The organism is Legionella cherrii (assembly GCF_900635815.1).
GTDB lineage: Bacteria > Pseudomonadota > Gammaproteobacteria > Legionellales > Legionellaceae > Legionella > Legionella cherrii.
Window position 1 is genome coordinate 939,398 of record NZ_LR134173.1, and the last position, 13,567, is coordinate 952,964.

Consider the following 13,567-nt stretch of genomic DNA (forward strand, 5'->3'; position numbering starts at 1 on the left):
TTTATTCTTTGACGCGATCGTGTTTGTAATCCAAAGGTAATTGAGGATAGACTCGATTGAGTTGATGATCAACTGCCACACGATTATCAAAAACAAAGCAATGTCCTTCCCAGAGTGATTCTTCTTTGGGCATTTTTTCAATATAGTTGAGAATGCCATCCTGCAAATGATAGACATTTTCAAACCCTAAATCTTTTAGGTAAGCAGTGGATTTTTCGCAGCGTATCCCACCGGTGCAAAACATAGCAATTTTTTTATCTTTTTTATCGAGCAACTGTTCTTGCACATATTGTGGAAAATCACGAAAATTTTCCGTGATGGGGTTAATGGCATTTTTGAATGTGCCTAATTCAAATTCATAATCATTACGGGTATCAATCAACACCACTTCTGGATCTTGAATTAATTCGTTCCACTCTTCAGGACTGAGATAGGTTCCCACAGTTTTCAGAGGATCAATATTGGTAAGACCCATAGTTACAATTTCTTTACGAAGTTTAACCTTAGACTTTTCAAAGGGATTTTCTTTATCAAAAGTTTCTTTAAATCTTAAATCAGCCAAACGCTCATCTTGATGGATAAATTGGTAAAATAGATCCATTTGGGCACGCGTTCCGGCAAAACTTCCATTGATTCCTTCGGAGGCTAATATAATCGTCCCCTTGATTTTAATTTCATGCATTTTAGCAAGCAAAGGCTCACGCATCGCTTCGAAATTTTCTAGGGAAACAAATTTATAAAATGAAGCAATCACTATTTCGTTCATCATACTACCTGAAAAATAACCAAAAATAATCGAAGAAAATTAACATTTACACAGAATTTAATCAATAGGCATCAATTAAATGCACCCTAGTTTCGGTCCAATGTGAAGCAAAAGTTAGCTAAATGCGTTGACAAAAACTAACCAGCGATCATACTGTTATATACCTAAGAAACTTTAAAATGCTCAGTTTAAGCGACTTGATTTTTTTGCCTTGGAGGGCTTAAAGATCAGTGATGAGTGGGCTTTGTTGTGAATTTTTAAGGTGTTTGGCATGGAAAAAGCAACAGATTAATCAGGTATTTTGAAGTTCTGGGGTGTATACCAAAGCTATCTGCGTTTTCATTCTGCTGGCTTTATAAGGAGATAATATGGCACATTACATTCGGAAGTTGCGTTGGTTCTTTATCCTTGGTTTTTTTATCCCGTTGATGAGTTTTGCCGCTACACCCATAAAAACTATGGTTGTTTTCGGCGACAGTCTGTCTGATACAGGGAATACCACCCATTTACTTAAAAGTTTACGTCAGGAGGAAGATCCTGCTTTTTTAGTAGCACCTTTCAAAGCATTTGTACTTAATAAGATGGTTGAGTTTGCTGAGGAATATTATGTGCCACAAATGGTTTTGGATTCAGGTATCGCGGTAGTTACCGATTTTTTTGATAACCAATTAGCGCCTTATATTGCCAATTTAGTCAGTAAAATAAAATTGGTGCCTGTATTGCCAGGAAAGCCGTACTGGAATGCACGTTTTTCTAATGGTCAGGTATGGAATGAATATTTAGCAAAAATGCTTTCTATTTCTCCTGACGATGAAGAAGTTTATTTGAACCGTGCTTTTGGTGGAAGCTGGGCAGCAACCTATGATTATCAGCTCACTGTATGGAATTTGATTCGTCATCCATTAGGAACAATCAAAAATCTGATTGTAGGGAAATTGGTTCCGCCCAGTCTTGGTTTAACGGTTCAAGCTTATTTGCTCGAACACCCAACCTTAAGTGATGAAACAGTGTTTTTTATTTTCACAGGGAGTAATGATTACATTAATGTCTTGTTCTTTGAAGATAATTACAACACTGAAGTAATGAGTACCTATGTTGATAATGTTCTATCAGGAGCTGGTTCTGCGGTCATGAAATTAATGCAAGCAGGAGCGCGTCGTTTTGTGATTATGGGGCTGCCTCATATAGGCGATACTCCTCGTATGGTACAAACCACGGATAGAGAGGTTTTGAATAACGCAATTGATATGCACAATGAGCGTCTTCAAAATCGTATGAAAGAATGGGCGAAGATTTACCCCGATTCTAATTTCCTTTACATCGATATGGGAGATTATCTGTCACGCGCATTAAAAAACCCAGAAAACTATGGATTCACTAATACTACAGAAGCGTGTATCGATGTGAAGCTTCCCATGTATGATTCATTCCGTAACTCACCTTTTGCGAACAACTATGTGTTACGTTATGCACAAGTACTTCAATACCGAGATGCGAGCTTTGCTGCTGGGGATAAAAACTATCATGTTTGTGATACGCCTGACAGCTATTTATTCTGGGATGAAATTCATCCAAGTACGCGTGCTCATGGACTCCTTGCTTTTGAAGTATGTAAGGCAATGAAATATCATGGATATGACGTAACCTGTGAAAATCCAATAGAGTAAAAAACGGTGGGGACAGCTTGATCTATTTATTGTAGGTTGAAGGTAGCCCTCATCCGCCCTTACGGGCACCTTCTCCCTAGCAGGGAGAAGGAGTGTTTTTAAAAGTAGCCCTCTCCCAACTTGTGGGAGAGGGGCTGGGGTGAGGGGTTCTTTTTGTAAAAACAAAGAAAATATCTATACTTTATAAGTAGTAGTCGTAGTCTGAATTTTCTTTTTAGAACCTCTATTTATGGTTGTATTCCATATTTGTGTTTAGAAGATAATTTGTGGCATCGTCCTTTCTCAATCTATTGCGAATCATGTTAGTGATTTATAAATGTTTATGGCATAATTGCCCTTTTTTTATTGATATATCGTTCATATGCGGTTGTTGAAACGAGGAGCAGGTTTATGTGTGGGATTATGGGAGCTGTGTCTGAAAGGGATATCAGTAAAATTCTACTGGAAGGTTTACGTCGCTTGGAATATAGAGGTTATGATTCAGCCGGGATTGCGGTAATCGATAATCAAGGGAATTTAAAGCGTGTGCGAATTCAGGGCAAGGTGCAAAATTTAGCCGATGCAATGCAAGAAACCGCCATTGCCGGTAATACAGGGATTGCACACACGAGATGGGCGACACATGGTAAGCCTTCTGAGCAAAATGCTCATCCTCATTTATCCCATGGACAAATTGCATTAGTACATAATGGTATTATTGAAAATCATGAAAAATTACGCCATGAATTAATGATGAAGGGCTATCAGTTCACCTCTGAAACTGATACAGAAGTGGCGGCTCATTTAATTCATTACCACTATCAACAGAATGAAAATTTACTTGCAGCAGTGCAAACTGCTGCTGCAGAAATGGATGGTGCATTTGCTTTGGGTGTTATGCATCAACATAGGCCAATGGAGCTTGTTGCAGTTCGTAAAGGGAGCCCCTTGGTTGTTGGTTTAGGCATTGGTGAAAATTTTATCGCATCTGATGGACTGGCATTAAAGTCTTTTGCACAATCAGTGATCTACTTGGAAGAAGGGGATAGTGCCTTTATTACCTCGAAAAGCGTGACTATTTATAATGCATCCAAATCGGTTGTTGAACGGCCTCTCCACCCTTTAACAAGTGATGCTGAAACGGTAAGCAAAGGGCCTTATCGGCATTTTATGCTCAAGGAAATCTTTGAGCAATCTAAGGTACTGACTGATACTTTAGAAGGTCGCATAAATAGCCTCGAAGTACTTAAAGCCAGTTTTGGTGAACGAGCCTCTCATGTATTTCCGATGGTAAAACAAATTCATATTGTTGCTTGCGGTACCAGTTATCACGCCGGAATGATTGCCAAATATTGGTTAGAATCTTTAGCGGGATTACCGACTCAAGTTGAAATTGCGAGTGAATACCGCTATCGAGATATAGTCGTACCCCAGGATACTTTATTTATTACCGTGTCCCAGTCCGGAGAAACAGCAGACACCCTCGCTGCTTTGCAAAAAGCAAAAAAAATGAATTATTTAGCCACCTTGGCTATTTGTAATGTGGCAACAAGTACCTTGGTCAGGGAGGCAGAGTGTGTTTTCCTAACGCGTGCTGGAATCGAGATTGGGGTGGCATCGACTAAAGCATTTACCACTCAATTAGTTGCTTTCTTGATGTTGGCCGCAGCGCTTTCTCATGATAATCGGGCTAATGAAATCTTAAAACAATTGCAAGAGTTGCCCGCATGTTGTGAGCGTGCATTAAAAATGAATGAGGAAATTGAAGATCTCGCATCTCTATTTGTTAATAAAGCACATGCTTTATTTTTAGGGCGCGGGGTGCAGTATCCAGTAGCTCTTGAAGGGGCTTTAAAATTAAAGGAAATTTCTTATATTCACGCAGAAGCCTATCCTTCTGGAGAGTTAAAACATGGTCCTTTGGCTTTAGTTGATGAAAATATGCCTGTCGTTGCCGTTGCTCCCAATGATGAACTGCTGGATAAATTAAAATCTAATTTGCACGAAGTAAGTGCACGCGGTGGTCAGTTGTTTGTTTTTGTTGATGATACTCAAAACTGGCAAGCAAATGGCACGCGTTTAATTAAGGTACCTTACTGTGGTCTATGGATTGCGCCAATAGTTTATACGATACCTTTGCAATTGTTGGCTTACCATGTCGCCGTTGCTAAAGGTACGGATGTTGATCAACCGCGCAATCTTGCCAAGTCAGTGACTGTTGAGTAATAATGTGGCGGTTTTTTAAACGACTCACCCAGACTATTCCAGCAAGGTTTCGGGTGCGGTAATCAAATTGTTTTATATTTATGTTTTACGGGGATGTAAATGACTCAAGAGATGTCGGGATTAGCTGCGATTATTGCGCAAGAGCTTAAAGTGAAACCAGCGCAGGTAGAAGCGTCCATTCGTCTGCTCAATGAAGGGGCAACAGTTCCTTTTATTGCTCGTTATCGCAAAGAGGCTACTGAAGGATTAGATGATGTGCAATTGCGCTTTATTGATGAACGTGTACTTTATTTACGAGAATTGGATGAACGCCGAGCCGTAGTTTTACAGTCTATCCGAGAACAAGAGAAACTAACTCCTGAGCTAGAAAAAAGCATTTTGGCTGCAGACACTAAAACTCGTCTTGAAGATTTATATCTACCCTATAGACCCAAGCGTCGGACTAAGGCTCAGATTGCCATAGAAGCAGGCTTAGAGCCATTAGCTCAGGCTCTTTGGAAAAATCCAGATCTGGATCCCGAAGAACACGCCGTGCAATTTATCAATCCTGAGGCTGGTGTTGAGGATGCAAAAGCAGCATTAGATGGTGCGCGGCATATATTAATGGAGCATTTTGCAGAAGATGCCGATTTAATTAATGAGCTGCGCGAATATTTGTGGCAGCATGGTATTGTCAAATCAATAGGCAGCTCCAAGAAAAAAGAAACGGTAAACAAGTTTTCAGATTACTTTGATTATTCCGAAGCGATTAAAAAGATCCCTTCGCATCGTGCATTAGCTTTATTCCGTGGCCGTCGGGAAAGTGTTTTACAAGTGAGTCTTACTTTACCTGAGCACGAAGAAACCTACGGTGAAAATAAATTAGCTGCGCATTTCCATATTGCTGACCAGCAAAGAAAAGCAGACAGTTGGCTCCTTGAAACGGTACGCCTGACCTGGAAGGTAAAATTATTTACTAAGTTAGAGCTGGAATTACTCACCCGTTTACGAGAAATGGCCGATGAAGAAGCAATAAAAGTATTTTCCAGAAATTTACGTGATTTGTTACTTGCTGCACCAGCTGGTCCACAAATCACTATCGGTCTTGATCCTGGAATCAGAACAGGTGTTAAAGTCGTTGTCGTTGATGCAACTGGTAAATTACTGGATTACACTGTTATTTTTCCATTTGCGCCCCAAAATGAATGGCATCAGGGAATTACTGATTTGGCTAAATTGGCCGCAAAACACAACGTAAATTTAATCAGTATTGGTAATGGAACTGGCTCTCGCGAAACAGAGCGCTTAGTTTCTGATTTGATAAAAATGTATCCTGATTTAAAACTGACTAAAATTATTGTGAGTGAAGCAGGTGCATCTGTTTATTCGGCTTCTGAAATAGCTTCTCAGGAATTTCCTGATTTAGATGTTACCTTGAGAGGGGCTGTTTCTATTGCACGTCGTCTCCAAGATCCACTTGCGGAATTAGTCAAAATTGAAGCCAAGTCTATTGGCGTAGGCCAATACCAACATGATGTGAATCAAACCCGGTTGGCGCGTTGTTTGGATGGTGTTGTTGAAGATTGCGTGAATGCTGTTGGTGTTGATGTAAATACTGCTTCGGCGGCTCTTTTATCCCATGTTTCCGGTCTTAATGAGGCTTTAGCCAAGAATATAGTGCTTTATCGTGATGAACATGGCGCATTCAAAAACCGGATGGATTTAAAAAAAGTAAATCGTATGGGTGAAAAAGCATTTCAACAAGCAGCAGGTTTTTTACGTATCATGCATGGAGATAATCCTTTGGATGCCTCTTGTGTTCATCCAGAAGCTTATCCTTTAGTAGAAAAAATTATTGCAGATAAAAAAGTTGATATTAAAAAACTAATCGGCAATAAAGAAGTATTACACAGTGTGAATGCGGAACAATTTATCGATGAGCAATTTGGTTTGCCTACCATAAGAGATGTGTTGCGCGAATTGGAAAAACCGGGTCGCGATCCCAGACCGGAGTTTAAAACGGCGCAATTTAAAGAAGGTGTTGAAGACATCGAACATTTACACGAAGGAATGATCCTTGAAGGGGTTGTCAGTAATGTAACTAACTTTGGTGCTTTTGTGGATATTGGCGTTCATCAAGATGGATTAGTCCATATTTCAGCGATGACGAATAAATTTATTTCTGATCCACGTACCGTAGTGAAGGCCGGTGATATCGTAACCGTTAAAGTAATTGAAGTCGATAAAGAAAGAAAACGCATTGGCTTAAGTATGAAATTGGAAGATCAACCTGCGAGCCAACCCGTTAAAAAAGTTGCAAAAACATCTGAAGTGAAAAAACAACCGCCAGTTAAAAAAGCAGAGCATAAGAAAAAACCTGAGGCTAAAAAAGTTGAGCCGGTTAAAAAAACGGTATTTAATACAGCAATGGCAGATGCATTAGCTAAATTAAAGCGTAATTAAACCCTGCTGGCGCTTGGTTTATAATGTCAGAGTTTCCTCTTCCATCCGTGGGGGAGGGGTGCGGTGAGGGGGCATTCGCTGCAGTCAAAACTCTCATCCGCCCTTAGGGTACCTTCTCCCATGGGGAGAAGGGGTTTTTCTCTTAATTTAATGACAGCGTCCCCTGGCTACATCTAACATGAAATGGTGAATCATGACCAATACCCCCAAAGGAGAGTTAACTATTCAGACTTTGGCGATGCCAGCAGATACGAACGCCAATGGTGATATATTTGGTGGGTGGATTGTGTCACAAATGGATTTAGCCGCAGGAATCTTGGCTAAAAAATTGGCATTAGGACGTGTAGCTACAGTGGCTATTCATTCAATGAATTTCTTAAAACCAGTTCATGTGGGGGATCTTGTGAGCTGTTATGTCACGTTGGTAAAACAAGGCAATAGCTCTATGACCTTTAATGTTGAGGTATGGGCTCATCCTGCGACTCAGAATGAAACGTATCAAGTCACCGAAGGTGTTTTTGTTTTTGTTGCCATAAATGAAGAAGGTAGACCAAGAGAGGTGCCTAAAAAAATATGACCCATAATTCGTCAGAACTATACCACCTACTCACGGAAATGGCGACCCACATTGAACAAAATGCGGAACCGGATCCTCAGTTATATACTTTATTTTTTCAAGAACCTGAACTCGCTTTTAAACTAGTGGATATCATCAATAACTTAGAAGAAAAGTTAGATGAAGGCCTTTCGGTTTATTCCGCATGTGTTTTTGCGTTAGATATTTGTGTCGCGCAATTGCAAGGAGCTGCAGAAGGTAATAATAAAGTCACAGCAAAGGCATTGACTCAATTGATGAATCATTTGGCTGAAATGATTGATTCACGCAAACACACCCTCAGTTTTTGGCTTCCTGTATTAAATTCCTTTTATGAATCGCATGTTGAATTGACTGAAGATTTAAAGAATGCCTATTACGATCTTGCCAGCGATGAGGAAGAATCGACTCCTGCAGGTGATCCGATATCACATTTAGATGCTATTCGTGATTTGATTCATGAATTATCTGACCTGAACGTTTTTGAAATCGCCGAAAATTTTTTCGCGCAGAGCTATGCAATGCCCGCGGACTTTTTTATCGATCTTATGGTGGATTTATATAATATCGAGGAGGGAGGAGATATTGCCTTGCTCATTTTATTACATCCTAAGGCTGAGGTGCGTGACATTGCGATTAATACACTGGGCCAAATTATCGAGTTTGTGACTTTTTCCTCTATCTCTCTTTCACGCTTGCAGACAATAATGCATTGGTATCCAGAGCGTTACCATGCACTATTTAATTCGTGGATTAAAACGCAACGTAAAAAAGGGGTTGTATTTGCACCTGAACAGGAAGCGGCTCAGATGACTATTCGAGCTACTGAGGTGGATGGTACAGGCTCACAAGGCATTTTTCTGAATGTACGTAAACGGAGGAAAAATAGGCTGTGTGGTTTATTACTAAAGTATGATTTAGGTATTAAAGATGCATGGATAACGCCGGTTTTATCAGCAAAAGATGTAAAGGATTATTATAAAAAGGCTTTTGATGAGAATGTAACGCTTCGTGAAGTCGATTTATCTTATTTCACCATGATGGTAGAACATTTTTTAGCGATAACAATAGAAAAAGATGAGATTCCTAATATTCAATTTTTAGAAATTCAAGAATTATTGGGCATCCGTATCCGCCCCGTGAAATTGGATTTAGATTATCTCTTTGAACAGATGAGTGTTCAAATCACGCCATTTACCCAAGAAGTGATTTCTGAATCCCTACGACGTTCAAAATCATGGCTTAAAAGTAAATCGTTTACTGAATCCTGGTATTTGGAAAATCCTTTAGTGGATAAGATTGTCAATCACAACAGTACTTTTGTTGATGGAATTAGGGTGTGCAGCATGGAAGACGCCATAGATGCAGTATTTGCTGAAGAAATGGAAATACACCGTGATAAATGGCAATTTCATTTTTTATGGATTGCCTTATGGATGAAAGCAAAAGAAAAACGAAATGAAAAAATATGGCGTGATAGTTTTCTGATTGCTTATACCATTTATCAAGGAAAACCCTTGAAAGAGATTCCTGTTATGCAAGAGATTTGTCGGCAAACGGTGATTAATAGCGTGGAAACCATGCAAGAGAGACGAACGCACCTAAGCCAGGAGTAAGAAGAGCCCACCTCATCCGAAGCGAAGCAAGGGATCTGCTCGTTGTACTCGGGATGAAGCGAAAGGGGTGGAAACCGCCAAAAAAGACGAACAGACGTGAGGCAGGAATGAGAGGAATTCATGTTTACCGGAATTATTGAAAAAAAAGGTACCGTGATTCGCAACATGAATCATGGTGATGCAAACCGATTGGTTATTTCTTGTGGTTTTGAAGAACTACAAATAGGTGAAAGCATCGCGGTAAATGGCGTATGCTTAACCTTATTGCCTTCTGAAGAGGCAACGTTGAATTTTGACCTTTCGCCTGAAACTCTGAATCGAACCACTTTAGGTCATTTAGGAGTTGGGGATGAGGTTAATTTAGAACGCGCCATGCTTGCATCGGATCGCTTTGGTGGGCACTATGTAAGCGGGCATGTTGACACAGTGGCACAAATTCAGGCAATAAAGCATATGAATGAATTTGTTGAAGTCGAGTTAAGCGGATTTGATGCCAATGCCATGCTGTATTTAATTCCTAAAGGGAGTATTACGGTTGAAGGGGTAAGCTTAACGATTAATTCAGTTGCAAATCAAAGCATCAAGTTAATGCTGATTCCCCATACATTACTTAATACAACCCTGTGCTTCTTAAAGCAAGGACAAGAAGTTAATATTGAGTTTGACTACCTGGCTCGGATCGTTGCCCATCAGTTGCAAGTTGCCGGAAAGTTGAGTAATCAAATCCCGTTATGAATTAAGGAGTAGTTCATGACCAAACATTTAACATCCCGATGGCATCGTCTTTTTTTTGCCACGATTATTATAGGGATTGTTTCTGGTTTTGGGGGGATGTTTTTAGCGATATTATTGCATTTTATCCAACACTTAGCCTATGAGCATACCGTATTTCCTATTCTGGGAAATAAGAGTTTTTTATTTGTGGTCAGCGATTCAACTGCTCCAAGAAGAGTCGTTGCACTTCTGCTTTGCGGTTTTATTGCCGGTTTTGGTTGGTGGGCGGTCTTTCGCTATGGCAGCCCCCTAGTGAGTATTGCCAATGCAATTAAATCTCCAAGACCTTATATGCCGATAAAAACAACTTTAGCGCATGTGTTCCTGCAAATTGTTACCGTTGCCTTGGGCTCACCTTTAGGACGTGAGGTTGCTCCCCGTGAATTCGGAGCAACCTTCGCCTGTTGGCTTACTAATAAAATGAAATTACATCCAAAAGAGAGTCAAATTCTTGTGGCTTGTGCTGCTGGTGCAGGATTGGCGGCAGTCTATAATGTTCCCTTTGGTGGCGCATTATTTTCTCTGGAAGTGTTGCTCGGCAGTTTCAGATGGTTTGCTGTAATCCCGGCAATTACTACTTCTGCGATTGCCGTAGTCATCTCCTGGATGGGGCTTGGCAATCAATCCATGTACCATATACCCGTTTTAATTATCGATTATTCAGTCGTGATTTGGGCAATCATCGCTGGACCTATTTTTGGTTACTCAGCCTATTGGTTTAAAGAAGTTACCAACCGAGTGCAAAGTAGAGCACCGCGTAACTGGAAGATTATTGTTTTTTGCCTGTTCAATTTTTTCATGATCGGCTTATTGTCTATTTATTTTCCGGCAATATTGGGGAATGGTCGCTCGGCAGCTCAGTTAGGATTTGATGGCAATCTATTAGGCCTAAGTATTGCTGCAGTCTTATTAATATTGAGAGTGTTGATTGTGTGTACCAGTATTCAAGCCGGCGCGGCAGGCGGTCTATTAACCCCCTCGCTTGCCAATGGCGCTTTATTGGCGGTGGTGCTCGGCAGTCTTTGGAGTTATTTGTGGCCAGGCATCTCCATCGCTGCTTTTGCGGTAATTGGCGGAACCGCCTTTCTTGCTGCAGCGCAGAAAATGCCGCTTACAGCAATTGTGCTCATTATTGAATTTACCGGCATCAACTTTAGCTTTTTTATTCCTATTCTTTTTGCAGTAGCGGGCTCTGCAAGCATGTTCAATTATTGCGCTACCAGACGTGTGGTTGCGGTGGCAAGTTGAAAAGAATTTTTGTTGAGCCTAAGAATAAATGCATTATTGAATGCTCCTGTTGTTGTTATTTGTTTTATGATAAATTTAAGGGTCATGCCGTTTAAAATTATTAAATTAGAATATTTCAAATGCTTAAGGAGATAACCATATTAGGCAGAAGACTAAAATTGATTGAGATGTCTCGTGTCATTGGTAAATTTGATAAACATACGAACCATGTTTTAGCGCATACTGGTCAAGAATTTGATTATAAACTCAATCAAATTTTCTTTGGTGATTGGGAAATCCGAAAGCCTGATTATTTTTTAGATGCGCACATCAATCTCCTGTTATCAGAACATCTACATGTAAATTGAATTTTTTTAAATAATTTCGGGTTTATGCTCTAAGTGTCAGAGATAAGGATGTTCAGATGCGTCAAGTTGTTCTTCTAAGACCACTCAATACTCAAAAATTTATTTTTATTATCACTCTAATTTTATTAGCTATCTTATTTATTTTCAAATCGTGTCAGGTTGCCCAATTCCATAGAGATGCTCAATACTATATCCAGTCAAGCGTCCTATGGCCCAAAGGACTTGTTACTTTTGCCGGAAGCTTAATTGGTGGTCGAGATCTGGTGGTGTTTTTTTACCATTTTTTCATGAAAAGTTTTGGGTATAGTGTTGACACACTCTCTTTAGCATTGGCAATAACCTATTTTTTTTCTGGTTTATTTTTAGTGACTATTATTTTTAGGTTTAATATATCGAATCTAATGAGGTTATGGATAAGCACTTTTGTCCTTTTAATCTCCTATGCTTTACCAATATGGTCTTATCCGGCTAGTGATAATCTGGGAGCACTGGCTCTCGTAGGACTGTGGTTGCTCTACATAATATCAGTTCAAACTCAAAAAAAATGGCTTATCTTTTTTGTGTATCCAATCTGTGTTGGAATTGCCTATCATGTACGCACAGAATTGATATTATTTGGTTTATTGACTTTTATTGGAATTGTATTCCAATTTAAAAGAGCCTCTTACTTACAACGATTAGCGCTATTCTTAATAATACTTTTTTCTACTCAATTGGGTGTTTTTGTGATAGAAAAATCATGGATGCTCTGGGTGCCAGCAAAGAAGCCCTATGTATATAAAGGAATATTTTTATCTTTTCGTGCTTTTCACTTTGCGTCTGGACGTAATGGGCCTAACAGTTCAAAACTATCTCATTTACTTCATTTGAGATCTGATGAAAAAATTCCTTTTTGGGATGCGTTAGGAAGTACCTATTCAAAAATTGGGGCTGCAAAAAGCGATGAATTAATTTCGAAAGCAGGTTTTGAAGCGCTGTATCAAAATCCTTTGTCCTTCTTAAAAGAAATAACCCATATTCAATCAGAAACCTTTAAATTAGAAATATCTATACCATCATGGAGTGAGCAGGAGAAGACGCAAAAGCGCGATCTAAATGATTTGGATTTAGTACGAAAAGAAACTCAGATGAAGTTTGGTGGAGATGCTATCTTTCCCTTGGCTAAATTATTAATCTCTTCCGATTCATTGATTCATGATATGAGAGCTTTTTTGCCGCCAATCAAAGTCGAAATGACTGTTCCATTTTCTTATCAGTTTGTATTTCCTATTTGTTTACTTATTCTCCTGGTAAAAGTTGATAAGTTAATCAGAACGCTACTGTTGCCGCCAGTAATTTATGCATTAGTACTATTTTTTTTAATTAATTTCACAGAAGGTCCTGTTGTCCGCTATTTAAATGGAATAATGCTTCTTGAATGGATAGTACTTTGGATTGCGCTCAACATGATCTTTGTTAAAAATTCCCGAGTAAAAGTGAATTTTTATCTCTCAAATACGATGAAAAGTGTTTTTTATAAGGAGGATAAAATAGCATAATTTTAGTATGTGCGTCTTTTAAAATGGATAATTTATCTCGTGTTTCTATTCTGAAATTCGCACAGCGAAATGTATTGCATTGATCGCGATACATATAAAAGCGGAACACTTTTTGATAGAGCTTTATGGTTTTGTGACAATTGAAATATGCTTATGATTTATTGCTCTATTACGAAAAGTACGTTTTAGTTCCGCAACAAGCATATTATGCTTCATTTGAAAATTGTTCTAAGTAGGAACATTTTTTTGTGTAATTATTTAAAATTACCCTTTATAATCACGCAAAAATGTTCTTAGATTCCAAAAAAGGCAACAGCTTAGTATTTAGGTTCAAATCAATTATGAATAGCTCATATGGATAATGATACT

The 13,567-nt window shown here is 39.1% G+C and carries 10 protein-coding genes; 9 read left to right on the forward strand and 1 reads right to left on the reverse strand.

What is annotated here, in order from left to right; translation table 11 throughout:
* Position 1 precedes the first annotated feature (1 nt).
* A complete protein-coding gene (gene trhO / locus EL022_RS04020; protein ID WP_028382474.1) occupies positions 2 to 766 on the reverse strand; it encodes an oxygen-dependent tRNA uridine(34) hydroxylase TrhO in 765 nt (254 codons plus the stop codon).
* 368 nt (positions 767 to 1,134) lie between these two features.
* On the opposite strand from trhO, the gene plaC reads away from it, so the two are divergent.
* The 9 genes from plaC (at position 1,135) to EL022_RS04065 (ending at position 13,198) form a co-directional block, all read left to right on the forward strand.
* Positions 1,135 to 2,433, forward strand: coding sequence for a lysophospholipase/glycerophospholipid:cholesterol acyltransferase PlaC (plaC, locus tag EL022_RS04025; RefSeq protein ID WP_028382475.1), 1,299 nt, complete (start codon positions 1,135 to 1,137; stop codon positions 2,431 to 2,433).
* A gap of 390 nt (positions 2,434 to 2,823) precedes the next feature.
* Positions 2,824 to 4,638 (forward strand): glutamine--fructose-6-phosphate transaminase (isomerizing), encoded by a 1,815-nt coding sequence (glmS, locus tag EL022_RS04030; RefSeq protein WP_028382476.1) that lies wholly within the window; start codon positions 2,824 to 2,826, stop codon positions 4,636 to 4,638.
* Between the two features lie 99 nt (positions 4,639 to 4,737).
* Positions 4,738 to 7,080 (forward strand): Tex family protein, encoded by a 2,343-nt coding sequence (locus EL022_RS04035; protein ID WP_028382477.1) that lies wholly within the window; start codon positions 4,738 to 4,740, stop codon positions 7,078 to 7,080.
* A gap of 193 nt (positions 7,081 to 7,273) precedes the next feature.
* Entirely contained in the window at positions 7,274 to 7,657 is a 384-nt protein-coding gene (gene yciA / locus EL022_RS04040; RefSeq protein WP_028382478.1) for an acyl-CoA thioester hydrolase YciA, read from the forward strand.
* On the forward strand, positions 7,654 to 9,291 hold the full coding sequence (locus EL022_RS04045) for a hypothetical protein (protein ID WP_028382479.1): 1,638 nt from the start codon (positions 7,654 to 7,656) through the stop codon (positions 9,289 to 9,291). The genes yciA and EL022_RS04045 overlap by 4 nt, the downstream gene beginning before the upstream one ends.
* Before the next feature lie 120 nt (positions 9,292 to 9,411).
* Positions 9,412 to 10,026: a riboflavin synthase gene (locus EL022_RS04050; protein WP_028382480.1), complete on the forward strand. Its 615-nt coding sequence runs from the start codon at positions 9,412 to 9,414 to the stop codon at positions 10,024 to 10,026.
* A gap of 15 nt (positions 10,027 to 10,041) precedes the next feature.
* Complete coding sequence (locus EL022_RS04055; protein ID WP_028382481.1) at positions 10,042 to 11,313, forward strand: chloride channel protein; 1,272 nt, start codon at positions 10,042 to 10,044, stop codon at positions 11,311 to 11,313.
* A gap of 119 nt (positions 11,314 to 11,432) precedes the next feature.
* Positions 11,433 to 11,660 carry a hypothetical protein gene (locus tag EL022_RS04060; protein WP_237761351.1) on the forward strand — a complete coding sequence of 76 codons (228 nt, stop codon included), beginning with the start codon at positions 11,433 to 11,435 and terminating at the stop codon, positions 11,658 to 11,660.
* Positions 11,661 to 11,716: 56 nt separating this feature from the next.
* Entirely contained in the window at positions 11,717 to 13,198 is a 1,482-nt protein-coding gene (locus tag EL022_RS04065; protein ID WP_028382483.1) for a hypothetical protein, read from the forward strand.
* Positions 13,199 to 13,567 lie beyond the last annotated feature (369 nt).

Bases quoted from the DNA above. Each gene is read 5' to 3' on its own strand.
- trhO (WP_028382474.1), bottom strand. From the start codon at position 766: ATGAACGAAATAGTGATTGCTTCATTTTATAAATTTGTTTCCCTAGAA.
- plaC (WP_028382475.1), top strand. From the start codon at position 1,135: ATGGCACATTACATTCGGAAGTTGCGTTGGTTCTTTATCCTTGGTTTT.
- glmS (WP_028382476.1), top strand. From the start codon at position 2,824: ATGTGTGGGATTATGGGAGCTGTGTCTGAAAGGGATATCAGTAAAATT.
- EL022_RS04035 (WP_028382477.1), top strand. From the start codon at position 4,738: ATGACTCAAGAGATGTCGGGATTAGCTGCGATTATTGCGCAAGAGCTT.
- yciA (WP_028382478.1), top strand. From the start codon at position 7,274: ATGACCAATACCCCCAAAGGAGAGTTAACTATTCAGACTTTGGCGATG.
- EL022_RS04045 (WP_028382479.1), top strand. From the start codon at position 7,654: ATGACCCATAATTCGTCAGAACTATACCACCTACTCACGGAAATGGCG.
- EL022_RS04050 (WP_028382480.1), top strand. From the start codon at position 9,412: ATGTTTACCGGAATTATTGAAAAAAAAGGTACCGTGATTCGCAACATG.
- EL022_RS04055 (WP_028382481.1), top strand. From the start codon at position 10,042: ATGACCAAACATTTAACATCCCGATGGCATCGTCTTTTTTTTGCCACG.
- EL022_RS04060 (WP_237761351.1), top strand. From the start codon at position 11,433: ATGCTTAAGGAGATAACCATATTAGGCAGAAGACTAAAATTGATTGAG.
- EL022_RS04065 (WP_028382483.1), top strand. From the start codon at position 11,717: ATGCGTCAAGTTGTTCTTCTAAGACCACTCAATACTCAAAAATTTATT.